This window comes from Streptomyces olivochromogenes, from assembly GCF_001514115.1.
Lineage (GTDB): Bacteria > Actinomycetota > Actinomycetes > Streptomycetales > Streptomycetaceae > Streptomyces > Streptomyces olivochromogenes.
Genome location: NZ_KQ948460.1, coordinates 197,456 through 218,357 on the forward strand (window position 1 = coordinate 197,456; position 20,902 = coordinate 218,357).

22 protein-coding genes and 3 pseudogenes are annotated in these 20,902 nt (G+C 68.7%); 13 read left to right on the plus strand and 12 right to left on the minus strand.

What is annotated here, in order from left to right:
* The first annotated feature begins 6 nt into the window (after window positions 1-6).
* Window positions 7-504: a hypothetical protein gene (locus AQJ27_RS56475; RefSeq protein ID WP_159064398.1), complete on the plus strand. Its 498-nt coding sequence runs from the start codon at window positions 7-9 to the stop codon at window positions 502-504.
* 468 nt (window positions 505-972) lie between these two features.
* On the opposite strand, the pseudogene AQJ27_RS58830 reads toward AQJ27_RS56475, so the two are convergent.
* The 4 genes and pseudogenes from AQJ27_RS58830 to AQJ27_RS26695 all read right to left on the minus strand — a co-directional run bounded on the left by AQJ27_RS58830 (window position 973) and on the right by AQJ27_RS26695 (window position 2,831).
* Window positions 973-2,025: pseudogene (locus tag AQJ27_RS58830) on the minus strand (site-specific integrase).
* Window positions 2,025-2,177 (minus strand): annotated as a pseudogene (locus AQJ27_RS58835) (helix-turn-helix domain-containing protein). The pseudogenes AQJ27_RS58830 and AQJ27_RS58835 overlap by 1 nt, the downstream one beginning before the upstream one ends.
* A 50-nt stretch (window positions 2,178-2,227) precedes the next feature.
* A pseudogene (locus AQJ27_RS26690) lies at window positions 2,228-2,524 on the minus strand (replication initiator); the annotation flags it as partial.
* Window positions 2,525-2,552: 28 nt separating this feature from the next.
* Window positions 2,553-2,831 carry a hypothetical protein gene (locus tag AQJ27_RS26695; RefSeq protein ID WP_067373969.1) on the minus strand — a complete coding sequence of 93 codons (279 nt, stop codon included), beginning with the start codon at window positions 2,829-2,831 and terminating at the stop codon, window positions 2,553-2,555.
* Window positions 2,832-2,983: 152 nt separating this feature from the next.
* Here AQJ27_RS26695 and AQJ27_RS26700 point away from each other — a divergent pair, with 152 nt between their 5' ends.
* On the plus strand, window positions 2,984-3,232 hold the full coding sequence (locus AQJ27_RS26700; protein WP_096240036.1) for a hypothetical protein: 249 nt from the start codon (window positions 2,984-2,986) through the stop codon (window positions 3,230-3,232).
* Between the two features lie 184 nt (window positions 3,233-3,416).
* On the opposite strand, the gene AQJ27_RS26705 is transcribed toward AQJ27_RS26700, so the two are convergent.
* Complete coding sequence (locus AQJ27_RS26705; protein WP_067373976.1) at window positions 3,417-3,641, minus strand: hypothetical protein; 225 nt, start codon at window positions 3,639-3,641, stop codon at window positions 3,417-3,419.
* Window positions 3,642-3,991: 350 nt separating this feature from the next.
* Between AQJ27_RS26705 and AQJ27_RS26710 the strand changes: the two genes are divergently transcribed.
* The 3 genes from AQJ27_RS26710 to AQJ27_RS26720 all read left to right on the plus strand — a co-directional run bounded on the left by AQJ27_RS26710 (window position 3,992) and on the right by AQJ27_RS26720 (window position 5,346).
* Window positions 3,992-4,282 carry a hypothetical protein gene (locus tag AQJ27_RS26710; protein WP_067373979.1) on the plus strand — a complete coding sequence of 97 codons (291 nt, stop codon included), beginning with the start codon at window positions 3,992-3,994 and terminating at the stop codon, window positions 4,280-4,282.
* Window positions 4,283-4,585: 303 nt separating this feature from the next.
* Window positions 4,586-5,146 carry a hypothetical protein gene (locus AQJ27_RS26715; RefSeq protein WP_067373982.1) on the plus strand — a complete coding sequence of 187 codons (561 nt, stop codon included), beginning with the start codon at window positions 4,586-4,588 and terminating at the stop codon, window positions 5,144-5,146.
* On the plus strand, window positions 5,143-5,346 hold the full coding sequence (locus tag AQJ27_RS26720; protein WP_067374392.1) for a DUF4291 family protein: 204 nt from the start codon (window positions 5,143-5,145) through the stop codon (window positions 5,344-5,346). Before AQJ27_RS26715 ends, AQJ27_RS26720 begins: the two co-directional genes overlap by 4 nt.
* Before the next feature lie 27 nt (window positions 5,347-5,373).
* Here AQJ27_RS26720 and AQJ27_RS26725 read toward each other — a convergent pair whose 3' ends face one another.
* Together AQJ27_RS26725 and AQJ27_RS26730 are read right to left on the minus strand one after the other, a co-directional pair.
* Window positions 5,374-5,583: a hypothetical protein gene (locus tag AQJ27_RS26725; RefSeq protein ID WP_159064399.1), complete on the minus strand. Its 210-nt coding sequence runs from the start codon at window positions 5,581-5,583 to the stop codon at window positions 5,374-5,376.
* Window positions 5,584-5,645: 62 nt separating this feature from the next.
* Window positions 5,646-6,269, minus strand: a complete 624-nt coding sequence (locus AQJ27_RS26730) for a TetR/AcrR family transcriptional regulator (protein WP_067373987.1) — start codon at window positions 6,267-6,269, stop codon at window positions 5,646-5,648.
* Between the two features lie 133 nt (window positions 6,270-6,402).
* Here AQJ27_RS26730 and AQJ27_RS26735 point away from each other — a divergent pair, with 133 nt between their 5' ends.
* The 4 genes from AQJ27_RS26735 to AQJ27_RS26750 all read left to right on the plus strand — a co-directional run bounded on the left by AQJ27_RS26735 (window position 6,403) and on the right by AQJ27_RS26750 (window position 9,552).
* Window positions 6,403-7,311, plus strand: coding sequence for an alpha/beta fold hydrolase (locus AQJ27_RS26735; protein WP_067373990.1), 909 nt, complete (start codon window positions 6,403-6,405; stop codon window positions 7,309-7,311).
* Between the two features lie 160 nt (window positions 7,312-7,471).
* A complete protein-coding gene (locus tag AQJ27_RS58840; protein ID WP_235613633.1) occupies window positions 7,472-7,792 on the plus strand; it encodes a DUF4291 family protein in 321 nt (106 codons plus the stop codon).
* A 798-nt stretch (window positions 7,793-8,590) separates the two neighbouring features.
* Window positions 8,591-8,860: a hypothetical protein gene (locus AQJ27_RS26745; RefSeq protein WP_067373996.1), complete on the plus strand. Its 270-nt coding sequence runs from the start codon at window positions 8,591-8,593 to the stop codon at window positions 8,858-8,860.
* A gap of 311 nt (window positions 8,861-9,171) precedes the next feature.
* The gene (locus tag AQJ27_RS26750; protein WP_067373999.1) at window positions 9,172-9,552 is read left to right on the plus strand and encodes a hypothetical protein; all 381 of its coding nucleotides are present in this window, start codon (window positions 9,172-9,174) and stop codon (window positions 9,550-9,552) included.
* Between the two features lie 116 nt (window positions 9,553-9,668).
* On the opposite strand, the gene AQJ27_RS26755 is transcribed toward AQJ27_RS26750, so the two are convergent.
* Window positions 9,669-10,943, minus strand: coding sequence for a glycoside hydrolase family 3 N-terminal domain-containing protein (locus AQJ27_RS26755; RefSeq protein ID WP_159064400.1), 1,275 nt, complete (start codon window positions 10,941-10,943; stop codon window positions 9,669-9,671).
* A 457-nt stretch (window positions 10,944-11,400) separates the two neighbouring features.
* The gene (locus tag AQJ27_RS26760) at window positions 11,401-11,589 is read right to left on the minus strand and encodes an MBL fold metallo-hydrolase (protein WP_067374005.1); all 189 of its coding nucleotides are present in this window, start codon (window positions 11,587-11,589) and stop codon (window positions 11,401-11,403) included.
* A 438-nt stretch (window positions 11,590-12,027) separates the two neighbouring features.
* On the opposite strand from AQJ27_RS26760, the gene AQJ27_RS26765 reads away from it, so the two are divergent.
* The 3 genes from AQJ27_RS26765 to AQJ27_RS26775 all read left to right on the plus strand — a co-directional run bounded on the left by AQJ27_RS26765 (window position 12,028) and on the right by AQJ27_RS26775 (window position 15,052).
* Window positions 12,028-12,435: an SCO4402 family protein gene (locus AQJ27_RS26765; protein ID WP_201264350.1), complete on the plus strand. Its 408-nt coding sequence runs from the start codon at window positions 12,028-12,030 to the stop codon at window positions 12,433-12,435.
* A 118-nt stretch (window positions 12,436-12,553) separates the two neighbouring features.
* The gene (locus AQJ27_RS26770) at window positions 12,554-12,985 is read left to right on the plus strand and encodes a (2Fe-2S) ferredoxin domain-containing protein (protein WP_235613627.1); all 432 of its coding nucleotides are present in this window, start codon (window positions 12,554-12,556) and stop codon (window positions 12,983-12,985) included.
* A 111-nt stretch (window positions 12,986-13,096) separates the two neighbouring features.
* Window positions 13,097-15,052: an NAD(P)-binding protein gene (locus AQJ27_RS26775; RefSeq protein WP_067374395.1), complete on the plus strand. Its 1,956-nt coding sequence runs from the start codon at window positions 13,097-13,099 to the stop codon at window positions 15,050-15,052.
* A 467-nt stretch (window positions 15,053-15,519) separates the two neighbouring features.
* Here the strand turns inward: AQJ27_RS26775 and AQJ27_RS26780 are convergent, their stop codons facing one another.
* The gene (locus tag AQJ27_RS26780) at window positions 15,520-17,400 is read right to left on the minus strand and encodes a S9 family peptidase (protein WP_067374014.1); all 1,881 of its coding nucleotides are present in this window, start codon (window positions 17,398-17,400) and stop codon (window positions 15,520-15,522) included.
* Between the two features lie 152 nt (window positions 17,401-17,552).
* On the opposite strand from AQJ27_RS26780, the gene AQJ27_RS26785 reads away from it, so the two are divergent.
* On the plus strand, window positions 17,553-18,461 hold the full coding sequence (locus AQJ27_RS26785) for an SURF1 family protein (RefSeq protein ID WP_079065271.1): 909 nt from the start codon (window positions 17,553-17,555) through the stop codon (window positions 18,459-18,461).
* Here AQJ27_RS26785 and AQJ27_RS26790 read toward each other — a convergent pair.
* Window positions 18,431-19,729, minus strand: coding sequence for a hypothetical protein (locus tag AQJ27_RS26790; RefSeq protein WP_341866097.1), 1,299 nt, complete (start codon window positions 19,727-19,729; stop codon window positions 18,431-18,433). The two genes, AQJ27_RS26785 and AQJ27_RS26790, sit on opposite strands and share 31 nt — an antisense overlap.
* On the minus strand, window positions 19,726-20,394 hold the full coding sequence (locus tag AQJ27_RS26795; RefSeq protein WP_079065272.1) for a SigE family RNA polymerase sigma factor: 669 nt from the start codon (window positions 20,392-20,394) through the stop codon (window positions 19,726-19,728). Before AQJ27_RS26795 ends, AQJ27_RS26790 begins: the two co-directional genes overlap by 4 nt.
* Between the last annotated feature and the right edge of the window lie 508 nt (window positions 20,395-20,902).

Consider the following 20,902-nt stretch of genomic DNA (forward strand, 5'->3'; position numbering starts at 1 on the left):
GATCTGATGAAGCTGCCCCTGCTGGCCGTCGGCCTGTCGGCCCTGGTGCTTGTGTCGGCCTGTTCCGGGGGGGCTCACTCCCAGGCGACCGCCACCCACGGGGCGACGCGGCCTCCGGCAAAAGCGACGACGGGGACCGGCGCGACCCCCTCTCCGATACAGACCCCAACGAGCCCGGACCGCCTTCCCAATCCGATCCAGTCGTCACTCCCTGTCGGATCGAAGACGCTGTACACGAAAACGGGTCACGGTAAGGGTGGTGTCACGCTTCCCGCGTCAGCGGGGAAGGCCTCATCCATCACGGTGATGTGGACATGCGCCGGTCCCTCCAATTTCGACGTCATCGCCACCGGAAAGCGTCTCGCCGGGTCTCAGTGCGGTGACGGGACCGGCGTATTCACCGCAGAGATACCGCACACCAAAATGCACGAACTGGCGTGGAAGTTCTCAGCCGCCGATTCGGTGATCTGGCGAATCGTCGTCACCCAGCCACCCGGGAAATAGAAACGAGCGCACTGACGCCCGACAGAATCCGTCGCGTTCTTCGGCCGAGCTATGCGACGCGTTCTCGCGCCGGGCCACGCTCGTCAACGAGAAGGTCGGTGGAGACGTGAGCCGCCAGAAGAAGGCCACAGTGTCCACGGCGACCAAGCGGGCCGAATTTTAGTGGGTGCCGGCCAGCCCACCCCCGCCGGAGATATGGATGGCCGGGGGCCAAACGGGGGGCCAAACCCGGCAACCAAGCCGGGACTGACCCGGACAGCAATGGACGGCGCTGGAGCCGAACGAGAAGGTCAGTGACCACGAATCAGGGTCACGAACGCGCCTGATCGCGTTCGGGACGAAGAGGTCGTGGGTTCAAATCCCGCCACCCCGACAGCTAAATAGCAGTTCAGAGGGCCCTTACCGGATCGGTAGGGGCCCTCTGGTGTTGCTGCGTGTCTATCTGCGTGTCTATCGATTCCTGTGCGCCTACTGCCGCTGCTGGACGGTGCCGAAGATGCCGTCCATGACCACGGCGGCGGTCTGGATCACGGGCCGGATCTGCTTCCGGTAGATCTCGTCGGTCACGGCCGTGCCGGAGCGACCGACGAGTCGGGAGATCTCCTCCGGCGGGACGCCCCTGTCGGGGAGCAGGGACACGAAGCTGTGCCGGAGCTCCCGGGGCGTCCACTCGTCAGCGTTGATCCCGTCGGCGTCCTTGAGCGCCTGGCGGAAGGCGCGACGGACGTTGGTCGCGTCGAGCGGCTTGCCCACGGCCGAGGAGGAGACGAGCCCGTGTTCCTCCCACCTGTCGTCAGCGGCGATCCGTTCCCAGCCCTGATCTTCGAATTGCTGCCAGAGCGCTTCGACGCAGCGCGCCGGCGTCCCAGGTGAGCGCCCGGAGTTCCTCGGTGCGAGCTCCAGTCAGCAGGGCTACGACGATGTACGCGTGCATCGAGGTCCCCTCAGCGCCCTTGAGCACGGCTTCAGCCTGAGCGAAGGTGAGCGCCTTGGAGGGGCGCCCGGCTTGACCCTGGGGCACTGAGCACAGCTCAACGACGTTGCGCTTGACCTTGTTCCGGGCCATTGCGCGCTTGACCGCACGGTTCAGGCAGGAGTGGACGGCCTGAAGCGAGCGTGCACTGAGGGTCGTTGCCTTGGCAGCGAGCCAGCGGTCGACGTCTTCCGCGCTGAGGTCACGGAGCTTCCGAGCACCGAGAGACGGCATGACGTGCTTCTGGCTCAGGAGCATGCAGGTCTCGACAGTGCCGGGAACACGGCCCGACAGGCCGTACGCAAGCCAATCTGCGACTGTGTCCTTGACCATGTAGCCAGGGGGGTGGGTGCGATCGCGAGGGCGTCCTCGTGGTCCCGTAACACCTCCTTGAGCTTGTTCTTCGCCTCCGTCTCGGTCTTGCCACTCCCCCGCTTCACGATCCGTCTCCCGCTCGGATCGAAGCCGAGATTCGCCGTGGCGATCCAACGCTGTCTCTTCTCGTCCCAGTGCGGACCGCCGTCACCACGACTGCGTCGCTTGGGCATCAGGCGGCCTCCCCCAACTCCATCTGGCTCCGTATGAAGTCGCGTACGGCGTCGTCCGATATGCGGCGGCAGCCGTCGACCTACATGGAGGCCAAGCGCTGCGTGCGGATCAGGTCGTACGCCTTGGAGCGGCCGACCTTGAGTCGCGCCATGACCTCGGGGACGGTGAGCAGTTCGGGCGCGGCGGTCGCTCGGGGGTTCCTTCCAGGTGGAGCAGGGCGGGGAGTTCTTCGCGGGCGGTCTCGCGGTTCTGGCGGATGTCTCGGGCGATGGAGGCCTCGAGCCAGGATTCGCCGGGGGAATGCCCGTGCCCGGCGTAGGCCCTGTGAGCGAGCACGAGCGTGGAGCCCTCCGCGTCATCCAGGTCTTCAGGCAGCCCCCTCTCCCGGCGCTCCTGACGGGCGCGGAAGTCGGCGCGGACCTGGCGGCGCTCGGCGAAGGTCGAGGAGTTGTGGCGGGACTTGGTGAGGAAGTGCCCGCGGAAGCCGAGCATGTGGGCTGGGGTGAGTGGTGGGTGAGGCAGAGAATCAGCGGCGCCGCGGTTCCCACTCAGCCACGCTGAACAACCAAGAGCCGAACAGCATCACAACGATGCCGACCACCTTCAGCGTCAAGCTGAGGTGTGGCGCGTTGGTCAGAGAGTCGCTGACCAGATAGGTGATGAGCGCGGCAGCCAAGGCCAGTTGTGCCCAACCGAACACGACCGGGCGGCGGACATCGCTACGTTCCCACGCCGGCAGCCAGCCCCAGCCAAGGGTGGCGACTCCTCCGACGAGCAGCACCGGCGTGCCGACCACCTCGATCAAGCGCCAAATCATGATCGGCCTCCACTTCGGAGCGGGATCCTGGCACACTCTCTGCGGATTGCCTAGCCGACCGCGTAGGCCAGCCCGGGCGGCGTTGTCCCATGGTCACAAGAGCTGTAGGGATATAGGCATGCGGCCTGATCGCACTCATCATGAGCGCCATGCAGAGTGTCCAAGTGGGAGCAAGAACCGGCAAGACACGGGGATCGCTTGGTAGCGCCTCGGTCTGCCTCTTCGTGCTGGGGAGCTTTGACGCGGGGATTTACGTTGCCGAGTTGATCATGGATGGGGACCGCTACGTCGCCATGCTCGAGTCCGCATCTGGCCTGCTGTTCGCCAGCTGGATTGCCGGAGCCGTGCACCTTCGCCGGATCAGGAAGGTAGAGAGACAGAACGGGTAGGGGTCACAGGCCTGCGGCGCCTAAGCAGTACAGCAGCGAAGTACAGCAACTCTGCCGGACAACGCCAACCGCCCACGCCCCCGACAGGCCGTCTGACCAGCCCACCAGACCTCAGCGGCCTCCGCGCCCGTAGTTCGCATCGAGCGTCGCACAGGTCGGCCCCCACCCGATTTCGCGATCTCCGTTACTTGTCCGCTCGGTAGAGCTTGATGTCCTTGTTGACGAACAAGTGGACGTAGCCGCACCGCCAGCAGATCAGGCCCGTGGCGTTCTCGCCGGCCAACTTTCCGAGCATGAACTCCATGCCGGCGCTGTTGAGCAGGACACGCCGCTCTCGGAACAGATCCCCTTGGCAGACCTGGCAGTTGAGCCAGGCTTCCCCCAGTGCTGCACGTACCGGCTTCGCCATCCCGCGAACTCCCCCGTTCTTGCCGAGTGGTCGGAACCGAGACTACGGGGCAGTGCGAGCCGCCCACAGCCCGGGTGAGCGCGCAATAGGGCCGTCTGCACGGGGCTCGCCATCTGGCGGCCAAGAGTGCGGCAGAGGGGCACACGCGTGCCCTCCGCGTACCCGGTCGAACAGCGACCAGCGGGGAGCAGCGGGGATCCTCGGCGAGTCCCCCGAGAACCCGCAACTCGGCGTCTCGCCAGCTCAGCCCGCATCCGGTTACGCGATCTTTCAAACCGGTGCTCTACGGCACGACTACCACAGACCAAAGCCGTTCCGCCCGTGCAGTAGCCTCCCCATGGAGGGGTGCCATGTCCGTGTGGATCATGTTGGGTTCGGGCTGCGTTTTCGTCATTCTGGGCGTGTTGACCTTGAACGGCCGGGGAACCGCGGCGTATGCACCGTCACCTAGGGCTGGTTGGGGTTGGATAGCGATGGCTGGCGCCCCCGTCCTGGACGGAGGCCCCAAACTCCTCGGCTTCTCTTCCGGGGCGGCGATGGTTCTTTCCACCGTAGCTCTGGGGTTCGTCGTGCTCGGTGCGGTGCTTCTGCTCCGGGGCGGAGCATTCGCCAAGGCTCGTCGTGCCGGCGACGGCGACTGAGTGCCGCCCCTAACCCCCCTAACCCCCTATCTAGGACGACCGTCAAGTGGGCGACTGATGTCTGACACCAGCGGCTGACACCAACAGCAGCGGACGAAGGCGGATCAGGGCGAACCCTAGCGACCACTCTCACGCCGCATGGCGGCCAAGATCCAGTGTCCAGAGCTCGCGATGATCGACCTGATAAGGACGAGACCAGACCTCAAAGCCTGTGCCCGTAACGGCCCCAAGCTTTTCCCCGGCTTGCGCGACGAGATCATCCGCAACTCCGGGCGCATCGTGCAGGAAGGACAGGATCGAACAATGATCCACAGCGAGGAGAGCGTCGCCGCTGAACTGGATCGCGTACGGCAGCTTCGCCCTGCCGAGTCGGCTCCGCCGGTTCTGGCCGCCTTCACTGTCGATGTCGCCGAGGGCTCCCCCGAGGCGTACGCGCAGCGGGTACGTCATGTCCTCTCGACCGCGCTCCATCTGGCCTGCACGGCGGAGTTCGACGACGAGGACCTGCCGGCCGACGAATTCCCGGACTGGTTCACGGCGGTCAGCGCCCGGGACGGTGAGACGCACCAGGAATTCGCCCGGGGCGGCCGCACCGCGTACATGAACCGGAGTGGTGGAACTCCCTGGTCCCTGCAGACCTGGATCTACCGGTTCGACCCGGACGAGGATTCTCGAGGCTGGGAGTTCTGGGACGTCGTCCCGGTGGGTCCGCAGCAGGTTCGCGTCTGGGTGGACAGTTGGGGGGAATCCTTCTTCGGATCCCTCGACCTGCTGTGGCTGCTGTACACGGCCGGTGCCGCACACGTCGAGGGGCCGGAGATCCACAAGGCGAGCACGTGGGCGTCCGAGGCACGCGGTCGGTGACGGACGCAGAGCACGGTCGCGTCGTACGAGCGGCCCACACCGATTCAACGATCACTGTCTATCAGGCATACCCGCAGGAGATCGCCGAACCGGCGCTGCGCGCCCGGACGTTCGTGGCACCGCTCAAGCGCGAACGCATGACGTGGATCATCAAGCCGCGTTCACAGCCTTATGACGGTCTCTTGTCCCCTGCCTGGTGACGGAGGCAAGCGGGCTGGGACGCGATGTCAGCCGTCGAACTGGGTCCACTCCACTGCGGCGTCAGCCAGCGGGGCGAGAGCGCCGCGGTGGGTGGCGCCGGCCCAGATGCTGAAGCTGTTGTCACCTTCGTCCGAGACGTGCAGGACAAGCCCTGGGGCGACGTAGAAGCGTGTGGGAGCCCACGGCCAGAAGGGGCGCAGCGGCACGGGCTGAAGTCCTTCGGTGAACCGGTCCACCTGCTGTGCGGTAAGTCGGCCAGGCAGCGCCACATAGTCGGACCATCAAGCCGCGTTCACAGTCACATGCGCGAACTGTGATCACTTTCCTGGAAGATCCGGTCCAGTTGGTGGTGCAGGACCTCGGCGGCCGCCTCCGGGCCGCGCTGGCCGACGAGGACGCTGGTGCCGAGTCCCGCCGACATGGCGAGGAGGGTGACTGCTTCCAGCCGAGGGTTCGCACCGGGACTCAGAAGACCCGCTCCCTGCGCCTGTCGGAGGAGTTTGGTCAGCGCGTCCTCGGCGGCATCGGGGTCCCTGACGAAGGGCTGGGCGGCGAGCGCCTGGTCGGTCACCGCCAGAACGGCGTACGAGGTGTAGAGCAGGTGGAAGGTGCGGCTCTCCTCGTCGGTCGGCAACGCCGCCATCAGTAGCGCCTCCACCGTCGCGCGCGGGCTCGGGTCGGCTTCTGCTGCCGTGACTCGGGCGGCGACCCGCTCCCCGAATCTCTCCGCCAGCAGCTGAAGGCCGAAGAGCAGCAGCTTCTCCTTGGTCTCGAAGTAGTACTGGACCAGCCGCAGTGACACGTCGGCCTCGGCTGCCACATCACGCATTCCCACGGCGTGCAGTCCGCGCCGCCCGGCGACCCGGATGAGGGCCTCGGCAATCTCGATACGTCGCTGTGTGTGATCCACACGCTTCGGCATGGGTCCTTGCCTCCACCATCGGTTCTGCTGAGCGGCCCTCTCGTCGAGCCCCGCCCTTTTCATGGTACAGCCGTATCAAATTGATGATACGGTCGTATCACGAACAGCCGATCACTTCCGGAGGTGGCCACCCGTGTCCGAGACCACGACCCGTAGCAGTGTCCGGCCCGATGTCGGGCGGTACGCCAACGATGCCCTTCGCGACCGCTACTTCGCCGCCTGCGACGCCGTATACGCCTTGGGAGCAACGGCTGTCGCCGAGGTGGACGTGGAAACCAGCTTCGGGACGACACACGTCTACCGGTACGGCCCGGCCGACGGGTCCCGGACCCCCGTCGTGCTGGTGCACGGCGCCGGCAGCTGCTCCGCCATGTGGTACCCGAACACCCCGGCGCTCAGCGCCGAACGTCCCGTCTATGCGATCGACACCCCGGGCGACCCGGGCCGCAGTGTGCCGCGTGAGGCCATCCACCAGCCCGAACGCGCTGCGCAGTGGCTCGACGAGACACTGGCCGAACTAGGCCTTGACCACGTCCATCTCGTCGGTTCCTCGTACGGCGGATGGCTCGCCCTGAATCAGGCGCACCGAAGGCCTGGCCGCCTCGCCTCCGTCACTCTGCTCGACCCCGGTGGTCTGGAGAAGGTCGGTCTGCGCTTTTTTGTCTGGATCTTCGCCAGCCTCTTCGCGACCTTCGCACCCAAGGCGCTACGCCCGCGACTGGCCGCCTGGCTGGAGCAGCCGGTCCTCATCGAGCCGGAGCTGCGCACGATGATCAGGCTGGGTGTCCGCGCCTACCGGATACGCCGCCCGGCTCCACTGCCCCTGTCGGAGGACGAACTGTCCACCATCCGCACCCCGCTCTACCTGGTACTCGGCAAGCGAAGCCTTCTGGTGCACCCGCAGCGGCAAGTGGAGAGGGTTCCGCGCCTGGTGCCGGGCGCCCTTGCCGAGATCGTCTCGGGCACCGGACACGGACCGCAGATCGACCATGCGGACGAGATCAACCGGCGGATGCTGAAGTTCATGGAGTCGGTCGGCTGACACTGGCGAGGGGAGACAGGCCTCGGACGCGCTGCTCCAAGCCCGCCGGAACAGGTCTGCGAACGAGGCTTGACGTGGATCAAACCGTCGTTCCTGTGGATGACGTACCGCTCCGGCTGGGCCCGGAAGCCGAAACCAGGAACGAATCCTCCGCATCGAAATCGACCGGGCGGGGTTCGAGTGGGCGCCGGCGCACGCGGCCCTCAGTCACTTCCGGCCCGGTGTGCAAGCGGACCGGGACCAGTGGCGCGCGGAGGTCGCCGATTGCCCGGTGCGCGTGCGGTGGGATCCGGACCGGTCGATCCGTCTGGAAGCACAACCGTGGCGTGCCATTCAGGTCGGCCTGTCCGGCGAAGCCGTGGACCGTTACGTGGACCATTGGATCGTGGACATGGCGGACGTCACCGAACTGGCACGGTCGACCCACTCCGCCGTACTCGACGGAAGGACCGAGGAAGCCCTGCGTCAGCTGCCGGCCTAGCGCCCTTACCCGCTTCCGGAGCACGTTCGCCGGCGATTGGGAGCGGACGGCTGACCGGTTCATCAACTCCTGTGCAGGCCACTCATGGCGTTCACGCAGTCGACCAGTTCGACGCCCTCGGGTCCGGATCCAGCGTCCTGCTGGTACGCGTGCCCGCCTGGGGCGTGCCGAGCCGATGGTGACGAACCCCGGCTGCTCAGCTTGAGGAGTGGTGCTGCCCCCACTCATGCCGGTGTTCCAGGCGGCCCTTCGGGGAGCCGTTTGGGAGCCGACCCGCTCCCGAAAACCCTTCCACCCCACGCGAGACCAACCGGAAACAGGTCTCTGACCAGGAGAAACACCATCCGCCCTGGCAAGATCAGAGAGCGAACCTCATTCGGGAACGAACCTCATTCGGGAACGAAGAGGTCGTGGGTTTCCGCTGCCCCGACAGCCAAATAGCGGTTCAGAGGGTCCTTACCGGATCGGTAAGGGCCCTCGGGCGTTGCTGCGTACCTATCTGCGCCTGCATGCGCGTCTTGGTCGTGTGGCGCAGTCCGCGAGGTGCGAGTTCCTTCGCGGGCTTTCCGCCGACGCGGCAATCCAAAAAGGCGCCGTCAACGTACTCATAACAGAGCCGCAACCCGGGGATACGCCCCGGTCGGCTGGTTCCCGTACAGAGGGGATCTTGGCTCCAAGACGTGCTCCTCGTCTGTGCGAGGTGACGCCTGCGACCGTGCCGCTCCTCCCTTTCGGCTGCGGCTATCCATCTCGTGCCTGAGAGCTGCGCGAGACGATGGAGGAAAAGGTGCATCCATCATGCGAGCACAACACGCGAGGCGTCTCGCCGCGGTGTCCGCGGCCGGCATTCTGATGGCCGGCGGCGCTGCGATCGGCACAGCGGGCACGGCCGCCGCAGCAGCCCCTGCCGTGCACACCCAGGTGACCACCAACTGGTGTGGCGGCCACGATGGTTGGGGCGGACGGTGCTTCGACCACCGCTTCGACCACCACGGGTTCCGCTTCGACCACCGTTTCGACCGCCACCGCTTCTTCAACCACGGAGGTGTCGTGATCATCGTGCTCTAGTACTCTCTTAGTACTCCCTTGTCGAGTCAGTGCGCCCCGGAATGTCGCGATCGGTTCGCCGGGTGTGCGCCCCACGGCTGGCGATCCGACCCGAGCGAGGAGGAGCGTTCTGCCCGGAGGGCTCCCATCCCGTCTGCCATCACCCCGGGGAGGGATGTGGGTGCAGGACACCCGCCCAACTTCCGTCAGTCCGGGCGAGGATCGCGCTAACAATCGCCGCTGTCCATTCCCGTCGTATGACTGGCCTGACATGCTCTCTACGCTGCTGGAACGAGTCGCAGAGCCGACGTGGTGAGGGGTGGTTTTCGTTCATGGACACCTTTGATTGGGTAGTGGCGATCTTGGCCGCAACGATCTGCTTCGTCCCCGGCCTGGCTGCCGTGACAACGGCCTGGCTGTTCCCCTGGCTCAGAGCGTCGATTGCACGGCCACGCCTTTGGGGCTGGGGCGAGCTGATGCTCGGCCTCTTCTTCGCCATGCAGCTCATGGACCAAACGATCATTTTCACCCCCCACAGCGGCGACGTGCTCTTCTACGGAGGATTGGCATTCGGCGTCGTCGGCCTGTATCTGATGATGCTCGCCCGGAGTCCGGGCGGAACTCCCGAGGCGCCGGCGCCGCCGTACGGCAGCGAAGTACAGCTGCCTGCCTCCCAGTCCGTAGCCGACCCGAGCCATCCGTCAGCGACCTAGCGGCGGCCGGTACAACCGCCGGCGACCGCTTCCTGTAGAGCTACGGATCAGAAGGGTGCCCGCGCCCCTGCCGACCGCAGTCGCCCCCGCAGAGCGGCCCCGGTGTGTGTGTCTGGTCAGGAGCAGAGATTCACGTGCCGGACGGCCAGGACGTGCCCCGCCGCGTCGATGAGCCGGCTGCGGGAGAGATGTCCGCCGGTCACCGCGTTGGTGATCGCCGTGGCGATCGAGGACGTCTGGGAGCTGACGTTGCTGCCCAGGTCGAACATGACCATGTCGGCGCCGGAGCGCAGGGCCTGGACGGCGGCCGCGGGGATGCTGAAGCCGGCGGCGGAGATCGCCTTGGCGCTGAGCGAGTCGGTGACCACCAGTCCCTTGAATCCCATCTTGCCGCGCAGCTCGGAGCTGATGGCGGTGGGTGACAGGCTCGCCGGATTGGTGCCCAGGCCCGGCACGATGTTGTTGGAGACCATGATGGCCGGGGCGCCGGCCTTGATGGCCGCTGTGAACGGCGGGATGCCCACCTTCTGCAGGGTGGACCAGGGCAGGGTGCGGGCGGGGCCGAAGTCGGAGTTGTAATTGGAGCCGCCGAGGCCCGGGAAGTGCTTGACGACGGGTATGACGCCTCCGGCGCGCAACCCGTTCATGTACGCGACACCGGCCTTGGAGACCACCGTGGTGTTGCCGCTGAAGGACCGCCATCCGTCGGGATTGGTCTTGCTGGGTGCCACGTTCCTGCCGTCGACGTCGACCACCGGCGCGAGGTCCATGTTCACCTGGGCGGCAGCCATCTTTTTGGCGACCTTCGTGACGTTCTGCTGGATCTGGGCCGGAGTCCAGTGCGCGCCCATGTACGCGGGCCAGGGCAGGGACCCGACGAGGTTCGACATGCGCTGGATGCCGCCGCCCTCCTCGTCGGTCATCACCAACAGGCCCAGATGGCCGGGTACATGGGACTTCAGGGTGGTCAGCCGGGAGCCGAGGTCGGACGGCGCCTTGCTGCCGAACAGCAGCACACCGCCCGCACCGGCGCTCACCTCGGACGTGGCGTCGGACACCGAGGTCTCCGACACCGGGACGGCGATGGTCAGCATGGCCAGTCGGCGGTTCGACCACCCGGCCAGCTTCGTGCTGTTGGTGCACGCGGCGGCGGCGGAGGTGAGGGCCGGAGCGAAGGTCGAACGGGAGTGGGAAGACGTGGCGGACGGGGCGAGGGACACGCCGGGACCACTGGAGTGCGGGGACGCCTTGGACGTGCCCGTGTCACAGCCCGCCAGGAGCATCGCCGCCACGGCGGCGGCAGCGCTCAGTCTTCGTGCGTTCCTGGCCCGGCCGGGGAGCCGCGGCGGTGCTGTCGCTCTTCTGCGGTCACGGTATGACGGGAGATTCATCGCCCGGCCTCCTTCTGGAAGGCGCGACGGTACCCGTCGCGCTGAGGGCCGTATGACCATGAGGTGGGCTTTACGACGCGTGAGAGGCGCACCAGCCCGCACTTGTTCGCTGGTCCACGGTCGGAGTACCAGGATCTCGCGCCTGGGAGCCGGACGAAAGTCCAGCCGACGTATGTCAGGGCTTGCCTTCGAGCGCGCTTCACCCAGGTCGCAGCGCGGTTCACCGTGGGACGGGTGTGGGGCGAGGGCGCCCTCGGGCCGGGAAACGGCAGGTCAGGGCGAGGCTCTGAGTGCGGCTTCCGGCGACCGGCGAGCCGGTGGATCTTGTCCAGCGGGGCGCCTCGGTCGGAGCTCCGGTCGTGGTGTGAGGGGACGTCCCGCTGAACGGTGACACGCCCAAAGGGCTGGTCACCGAAGTGGAATGCGAAACCGATGCTGCCCGACGTCTCCAGCTCGTTCAGTAGCCGCTGCCTCGCCGCGTGTGACCGGGGCTGTGTCCGGGTGTCACCACGTAGCGAGCTTTCGGGAACGTTTGTGCGAGCTTCCCGTCGGCGTCACGAACGTGGCCCCAGCCGGTGTGCAGGTGGGTGGAGGCGAGCGCCTCGACGTCCCGCGGAACGTGCCCCAGCGCGGTCAGGGTGTCCATCAGCGCGCCATATTGCTTACGGCGACGCCAAGGTCGCCATCAGCAACACCAAGCCCGACACACGGCTCGGGATGATCCGCCCAGTAGCCGGCCGGGGCGTCGGGAAAGAAGCCCTCGACACGGAGCTCCATGGCGCCGTCGACAACGTACGTCGCCCATACATGGGAACGTGGTGCGCGGTCGGCGCTGGCAGGTTGCCTCCTGGCCATCGACGAAGCCCGACCGTCGGTTGGGTCCCGGACGAATCTCCGGGCCGCCCCCAGACAGGCCGGGGATGCAACCATTCCTTTCAGAGCTGGAACCCCCGGAAGCCGACCGCGCGTTGGAGACCATAGCCGCGGGCACTGACAACGGACCCGCACGGTGCTCCTGAAAGCGTCGGCACCGTCTGGAGCGGTGGTCGCTAGGCTCGGACTTGTGAGCGAAGAGGCCCAAGTCATGGCGAATCACCGTGTCCACGTCGTACCTGTGGTCCTGGCTCTGGCCAATCCCCCGTGGCAGCGGGACGTGTGGCTCGACCCTTCGAGGTTCGAGAACGTGGACCACGTCTTCCATACGCTCTTCGACGACTTCTGTGACGCCGACGAGCCCGAACGGTACCTCGGCGTCAGCTTGCGAACCGAGGAAGAGGTGACTCTCATGCGGGCCCTCGGTGTCGCGCTCAACGCCGCGGCGGCCGAGGCGCCCCACGACACCGACGCCGAGCATCTTCAGGCAGCGGCCTGGCCCGAGGTCGTGGCCATAGCCGGACGCCTCGCTCGGGTCATGGTCTCGAACGACCTGAGCGAGCTTGCTGAGCTGTGCGATCCCGAATCGAGAGCACCGGCCGGGCGCTCACGGCCGTAACAGCTGGTCGGCCCGGCCTTCGCCGTCGCGCCGCCGTCCGTCTCGAACCACTCGCGGTGGGGATCGTCAACTATCGTCTGCGATTGTAGACATACGTTCGACAAGGAGAGCCGATCCGTTGAACCGAGCCTCGGCCGACAGGTCTCGTACGGTGGCGATCGGTGCCGCCGCGTCGCGGCCCTGCACGCTGGTCGTCTGCCGCGGGTGTTGTTGTGGCGATCCGCGGAAGTATCCCGACGACGATCACGCCTGGCAGCTGGAGCGGTTGCGGGCCGGGGCCGAGGCGTCCGGGGGACGGTTCGTGGTGCGGACCGTGGACTGTCTCGGACCCTGCGACCAGGCCAATGTCGTGGTCGTGCAGCCCTCGGGGGACGCGCGGCGCCGGGGTGCGCGGGCGATCTGGATCGGGTTCGCGATGGGAGACGACTGCACCGAGGAGCTGGTGAGTTGGGCGTCCGCCGGAGGGCCGGGGGTCGCCGAACCCCCGGTCGCGCTGGAGTTGCAGTTCGTCCGGCCGCCGCGCGAGGCACGGGCCCGTACGCGTCGCTGAGGCGATGCCGGCCGCCCGCCGCCCTCTGGAACCACACCTCCCAGTACGGCACTCTTCTCCCTCGTGGCGACCCTTCCGTATCAAAGCCCGTCGACCGACACGACCGCGCACATGGTGGTGGCCGGTGACGACGCCCTGGCGCACCGGCTGGCCGCCGAACTGCGGGGTGTCTACGGCGAACGGGTGACCCTCGTCGTGCCGCCCACCCAGCGCAGTGTGCGACCGCCGGTGGTCGGGCGGGCGCGGGCCTCGACTCTGTTCGACCGGATGTCCGCGGCGGTGAACCGGGCCGCGGGCAACGGGGAGGGGCCGCCCAACCGGACGGCCGAACCCGCCGGTTCCGAACGGGTGTTGGAGGCCGCCGAACTCACCGAGTCCGTACTCGCCGAGGCCGGTGTGGAACGGGCCGCCGCCCTCGCGCTCGTCCATGACGACGACGAGACCAACATCCGGGCCGCGCTCACCGCGCGCCGCCTCAATCCGCGGCTGCGGCTCGTCATACGGCTCTACAACCGACGCCTCGGGCAGCACATCGAGGAACTCCTCGATCAGGCTTCGGCGTTGGCCATGGCCGTGGCCGATGGTGAGGGAGACGGCGGCGCGGGGAGTGGGGGGCTCGGGTTCGATGCGTCCACCACCGTGTTGTCCGATGCCGACACCGCCGCGCCCGCACTCGCCGCGACCGCCGTCGCCGGGACCAGCAAGGTCGTCCAGACCGATGGGTTGATGCTGCGCGCGGTGGAGCGGCCGCCGCCGGGGCCCGGCGAGGTCGCCGATCCCGGGCTGTGCACGCTCGCGCTGCTGTCCGCCACCACCAACGACCCCGCCGGCGCGGACGGTTCCGAGAGCAGCGGGTCGCAGGGGCCTCGGCTGCTGCCCGACGAACGGGCCGTGGCGGCGGCCACCGGGCGCGGGACCGTCGTCCTGGAGACGGTGTCGTACGCCGCGTCCGCGCCGTCCGCCGGGCGCAGTGTCGTGCCCTTCGGCTCGCTGCTGTCGCGTCGGCTGCGCTGGTCGTTCGCCGGGCTGGTGGGGTGTGTGGTGGGGCTGGCGGTCGCGTCGATGGTCGTCACCGGGGAACCCCCGCTGCAGGCGACCTATCTGACGCTGCTCGATCTCTTCGCCATCAACAACCCCGCCATCGGTGAGCCCATCGGGCGGCAGATTCTTCAGCTCTTCTCCGGGCTCGTCGGGTTGTTGCTGCTGCCTGTGCTGCTCGCCGCCGTGCTGGAGGCGCTCGGTACGTTCCGGAGCGGGTCCGCGTTGCGCAAACCGCCGCGGGGGCTGTCCGGGCATGTGGTGCTGCTCGGGGTCGGGAAGATCGGGACGCGGGTGCTGACGCGACTGCGGGAGCTGAACATTCCGGTGGTGTGCGTCGAGGCCGATCCGGAGGCGCGGGGGCTGGCGCTGGCGCGGCGGTTGCGGGTGCCGGTGGTGTTGGGGGATGTGACTCAGGAGGGTGTGCTCGAAGCCGCGAAGATTCATCGGGCGCATGCGCTGCTCGCGCTGACCAGCGCGGACACGACGAATCTGGAGGCCGCGTTGTACGCCCGTGGCGTGCGGCCCGATCTTCGGGTCGTGCTGCGGTTGTACGACGACGACTTCGCCACCGCCGTGTATCGGACCCTGCGGGCCGCGCATCCGCAGGCGCTGACCCGGAGTCGTAGCGTGTCGCACCTCGCGGCGCCCGCGTTTGCCGGGGCCATGATGGGGCGGCAGATCCTCGGGGCGATTCCGGTGGAGCGGCGGGTGTTGCTGTTCGCGGCCATCGTGGTGGGTGGGCATCCACAGTTGGAGGGGCGGACTGTGGGGGAGGCGTTTCGGGCGGGGGCGTGGCGGGTGCTTGCGTTGGATACGGCTGCGTCGGGGGGACGGCGGGGTGGGGAACCGGTGTCCGCCGTGGGGGGTGCTGGGAGCGGTGCGGGCGAGCGGGGTGGTTCCGGGCTGGTCTGGGATCTTCCCTCTACGTATGTGCTTCGGGCGGAGGATCGGGTGGTGTTGGCTGCGACTCGGAGGGGGCTGGCGGAGTTGTTGGGGCGGCGGCGACGGGAATCGGCGGGCACGTAGGTTTTTGGTGTCGGGGGTGTCTGGTGCCGGTGCTGGTTCCGGTGGCGGTGCCGGTGCTGGTTCCGGTGCGGGGAGTGGGGTGGGGGGATCTTCTTCGCCCCCGCCGCCCCTACCCGTCCCATCCCTCTGGGGCTCCGCCCCAGCCCCCGCGAGGGGGCTCCGCCCCCACACCCCCTGCGGGGCTGCGCCCCAGACCCCGCCACACGACGCCGCCTCCAGACTCCCTCGGGGCTGCGCCCCAAACCCCGCCGGGGGGCGCCACCCCCGGACTCCCTCGGGGCTCTGCCCCTGCACCCCGCCGCACAACGCGGCCCCGCGGGGCTCCGCCCCTGGAGCCCGTTGAAGGGGGGTGCTGTCCCCGGATCTCTGTGGGCTCCGCCCCTGCCCCCCGGGGCTTCGCCTCTGTCGTTTGCGTGGGTTCTTTGGTTGTGGGGCGCGTAGGTCCTCGCGCCCCCTGTCGAGGTCGATTACTGGGGCAGGTGTCTGGTTGCGAAGTCGAGTTCGAGCTTTACCTGTTTGATGCGTTCGTCGACGACCAGGGAGCCGTGGCCCGCGTCGTAGCGGTAGACCTCGTGGATGGCGCTGCGGGCGGTGAGGCGGGCTACGTAGTTGTCGATCTGGCGGATGGGGCAGCGGGGGTCGTTGACGCCGGCCGAGATGTAGACGGGGGCCTTGACCTCGTCGACGTAGGTGAGGGGGGAGGACGCCTCGAAGCGTTCGGGGACCTCCTCGGGGGTGCCGCCGAGGAGGGTGCGGTCCATCGCCTTCAGGGCTTCCATCTCGTCGTGGTACGCCGTCACGTAGTCGGCGACCGGGACGGCGGCGATGCCGAGGGTCCACGCGTCCGGCTGCGTGCCGAGGCCCAGGAGGGTGAGGTAGCCGCCCCAGGAGCCGCCGGTGAGGATCAGGCGGGCGGGGTCGGCGAGGCCCGACGTCACCGCCCATTCCCGGACCACCGCGATGTCCTCGAGTTCGATCAGGCCGACTCGGTGCTTGAGGGCGTCCGTCCACTCGCGGCCGTAGCCCGTGGAGCCTCGGTAGTTGATCCGGACCACCGCGTACCCGTGGTCCACCCAGGCAGCCGGGCCCGCCGCGAAGGAGTCGCTGTCGTGCCAGGTCGGGCCGCCGTGGATGTCGAAGACGGTGGGCAGAGGACCCGTCGTGCCCGCCGGCTTCTGGATGAGCGCGTGGACACGGCCGCCTGGGCCCTCCACCCACACGTCCTCCACGGGAACCGAGCCAGGGGACTTCAGGCCGGGGGGATCGAGGACGATCTCGCCCGTCGTCGAGCGGACCACGGACGGCTCGGCCGCCGAGGACCACAGGTACTCCACGGTTCCGTCGGGGCGGGCCGTCGCCCCGGAGACGGTGCCCTGCGGGGTGGGCACCTGGACCAGCTCGCGGGACGCCAGGTCGTAGCGCCACAGGTCGCTGCGGGCCTCGAAGCTGTGGGCGATGAGGAGGGCCGAACCGTCGGGGTACCACTCGGCCGCCACGTCGCCCGGGAGGTCCAGGACCAGGTCCGTCTCCTCCCCCGTCGCCACGTCCCACACCAGCGGCTCCCAACGGCCGCGCCGCTGATGGCCGATGAGGAGGCGGGTGTCGCCATCGACGGGGGCGAAGCCGAGCACTTCCAGGCCCAGCTCGACCGTGCCGCCCTTGGTGTCGTCCAGCTCGGTGACCGTCGAGCCGTCCGGGCGCAGCACCCGCAGCGCCGAGTGCATCGCGTCGCCGTGCTCGGTGTGCTCGACCGCGATCAGGGAGCCGTCGTGCGAGAGGTCGCCGACGCCCGCCGACTCCCGGTGACGGTAGATCTCCACCGGCTCCTCGCCGAGGCGGACCACGTGGATCGTCGAGCCGTCCTCGTCCGTCGAGCGGCCCACGACCGCCGTCCGGCCGTCCCTGCCGATGGCCAGGCCCCCGGGGTAGGAAGGCTCCAGGCCCGGAGCGGCGGGGGCGTCGGCCTCAGCAACACCGGCACCGGCACCGAGGCCGCCGCCGCTGTCGCCGTCGCCGGTATCCGTGCTCTTGGGAGCGGTGAAGCGCTGGCGGCGCCAGATGCCGAACTCGTCCCCGTCCTTGTCGTCGAACCACCAGATCCACTCGCCGTCCGGGGAGAGCACCCCGTCCGTCGTACCGTTCGCCCGGTTCGTGACCTGGCGCTGCTGCCCCGTCCCGCGGTCCCACGCGTACAACTCGTACGTCCCCGTCGCGTTGGAGACGAACAGCGCGCGGTGCGGGGCGTCCTCCGCCCAGTCGGGCAGCGACACCCGCGGCGCCCGGAAGCGCTTCTCCCAGTCGGGCATGGCTGCCTGCTGCTGCTCGATGGACCCGTTGCTCTCAGTCATGGCCCCATAGTGCCTGGCCCGACCGACCCCGCGCTGGCGAGGTCCCCAGCCTGTGGATAACTTCGCCGATCGCGCCGAACGAACTTCGAAAGAGCACCGGCAGGAGGGGCCCCGAAGCCTCGGCGTCGAGCTCGGCACCGTACCTTTAAGTCGTGTACCGGTTCCTGCTGACGCCCCGCTGGTGGGGGATCAACGTCTTCGTGCTGTTGGCCATCCCCTTCTGCATCTTCATGGGGTCGTGGCAGTTGAGCCGGTTCGAGGCTCGGGTACAGGACCACCGCGCGGCCGGTGAGCAGGCCGCCGCGGCCAGGACGGAGGCGGCCCGTCCGCTCGCCCGGCTGCTGCCCGTGAGCACGGAGACCTCCGGAAAGCAGGCCACCGCGACCGGCCGGTACGGCAAGCAGCTCCTCGTCCCGGGCCGCGAGCTCGACGGCGAGCGCGGGTTCTACGTGCTGACGCTGCTGCGCATCGACGGCGGCAAGGCACTGCCCGTCGTGCGGGGCTGGCTGCCCGGAAACGCCGACCCGGCGAAGGCGCCCGCCGCCCCGACCGGTGAGGTCACCGTCACGGGTGCGCTCCAGGCGTCCGAGAGCCCGGGGTCGAACGGCGTCACCGCCGCCGGGGGTCTGCCCGCAGGACAGACCGGCGCGATCAGCTCGGCATCACTGGTGAACCTGGTGCCGTACGAGGTGTACGACGCCTGGATCACCCTCGCGAAGGCCGACAGCGGGATGCGTGCGGTGCCCGCGACCGCGCCTCAGGGCACCGGCCTGGACCTGAAGGCGTTCCAGAACCTCGGTTACACCGGTGAGTGGTTCGTCTTCGCGGGCTTCGTGGTCTTCATGTGGTTCCGGCTGCTGCGCCGCGAGGCGGAGTTCGCCCGGGACGCGGAGCTGGGACTCGTCCCGGACCATGACGAAGAAGAAGCCACGGTCACCGAAGCCACCGCCGAAGCCGAAGCCACCATCGAAGCCGAAGCCACCACCGAAGCCACCGACCAAACCGGTGCCGCCGGCGCCGCCGACGCCCCTCAGGACGCCGGCAACATCCCCGTCCGGTAGATCGTCCCGGCGCACGCGTTGGACACGGTCGTCGTGGCCGTCGCCGCGCCCGTCTCCGCCGTGTACGACACGGTGACGCTGCCGTCGGCCAGTCCGCCGTCCTCCGTCACCATCTGGGTCGAGGTGCCGGTGCCACCGGTGTCCGTGGCGGTGCCGCCCGTGCTGGTGGCGCCGTCCGTGGTGGTGGTCGGGGTCGGCGTGGGCTGACTGCCGCCGGTGGTCGGACAGGTCTCCGAGGGCACCCAGGCGAACTTCACGACGTACGAGGCGCTCGGCTTCAGCACCACCAAGGCGACCTCCGTGGTGGGGTCGGGCAGCCCGGTGGCCGCGTCGCCCGCCACATGCGTCACCACGCTGATCTTGGCCGAGTCCGCGGCGCCCTGCGCGAGGGTGCCGAGCGTGCCCACGCCGCTGACGGTGCAGCTGGTGGCGGAGATGTTCGAGAGGGTGAAGGAGCCGTAGACCGCGCCGGTGGCGTCCGGGGTGCCGACGGTACTGGTGGCTCCGCCGAGCTGCGCCGGTGTGCACGCGGGCGAGATCTCGACCGAGGCAGAGGGATCGGGGGCACCCGTGGCCGCACCGGTGTTCGTCCCCTTCCCCTTGTCGGGCGTGCCGGTCTGGCTGCCCTTGCCCTTGTCCTTGGAGGTGCCTGAGGTGCCGCCCACGGAGCTCTCGCCGCCGTCGGGGTTCTTGCCCTGGCTGGTGCCGCCCTGGGCCTGTGAGCTGTTGCCCGCTATGGACGGGTCGGCGTTCGACCCGGAGGCGTTCGAGACATGCACGAGGGCGGGGACTGCGGTGCCGATGAAGAGCGCGGCGGCGGCCACGCCGACGATGGCCTGACGCTTGCGGGCCCGTCGTGCGGGGACCGCGCGGCGCAGGTGCTCCAGCGTGCCGTCGGTGGGTTCGATCTCCTGGACGGCCTGGTGCAGCAGCCGGCGCAGCGCCAGTTCGTCCGAGCCGAACCCGTCGGAGCCCAGCTTGTCCGAACCGGACCCGTCCGAACCGGACCCGTCCGAGCCCGGTGCGTCCGAGCCCAGTGCGTGCGAGCCCAGTGCGTGCGAGCCCAGTGCGTGCGGCCCCTGCGCGTCCGGGCCCTGTGCGTCCGGGCCCTGCGGGCGGGGGCCGTTTGCGTCGGGGCCGTGGTTCAAAGTTCCGTTCCCAGCTTGCTGCTCGTGCTCGTGCTCGTCTTCGGCGGGCGTGGTCCGGGGTGTCGGCTCATGCCACTCGTAGGGCTCGTGTGGGTCGTGGTTGTCGCGTCGCTGGCTCATGCCGGGGCCTCCATGGCGACACGGAGCGCCGCGATGCCGCGCGAGCCGTACGCCTTGACCGACCCGAGCGATATCCCGAGGGTCTCGGCGACCTGGGCCTCGGTCATGTCCGCGAAGTAGCGCAGGACGAGGACCTCGCGCTGACGGCGCTGCAGGCCCTTCATCGCCTTGATCAGGGCGTCGCGCTCCAGCTGGTCGTACGCACCCTCCTCCGCGCTCGCCATGTCGGGCATCGGCTTCGAGAGGAGCTTGAGGCCGAGGATGCGCCGGCGCAGCGCGGAACGCGAGAGGTTGACGACGGTCTGACGCAGGTACGCGAGCGTCTTCTCGGGGTCACGGACACGTTTGCGCGCCGAGTGCACGCGGATGAAGGCCTCCTGGACGACGTCCTCGCAGGAGGCGGTGTCGTCGAGCAGGAGAGCCGCGAGGCCCAGCAGCGACCGGTAGTGGGCGCGGTAGGTCTCGGTGAGATGGTCGACCGTGGTGCCGGCGGCCATGCTGTCTTCAGCGCCGTCGCGCTGACTCGGTATGCGGGCGGGCCGCGCTGCGGGCATGGGCGCGATCACCGGCATGCCGCCGGGCACGCCGGGGCTGCGGAGTCGGCGGGGTGGACGCAGGGGCGTGCCCCTGGTCTGTACCGCGGTGAATTCGAGAACCTCTGCCACGCCAGTTGGACACGCCTACCCCCGTCAGGGTTGTACGCGACAGGCATCACATTCGCTCCAGGGTTCACACCGGCCGAAGCGCCCGCTCCCACGCACCCCACGACACGCGTCCCTACGCACCCCACGACACCCGTCCCCACCCACCGCACAACGCCCGCCCCCACGCGCTCCACAAGACCCGCCCCCACGCACCTCACAACGCCCGCCGGACCATGTGCCCGAACGCCTGCCGACGCGACCGGTACCGCGCCTGGCAGTGCATTGAATGCCCTCATGCGTACTAGCTCATCCCCTATGCCCCGTTATGCCGTGCCGCCCCCGGACACCCCTTTAGGGCGACCGCAAAGACGCTCCCCGCCCTCCGCGCGGTTGCGGAGAACGGGGAGGGAAATCTTCGAACGCCAAGCGGGTCCTGTACAAGTGGTCCGGACCATTATTCCGGCCACACAACTGACACAGATCCTACAAACGAATCCGGTCATGGCCAGGGAGATTTTGCCCCCTGGAC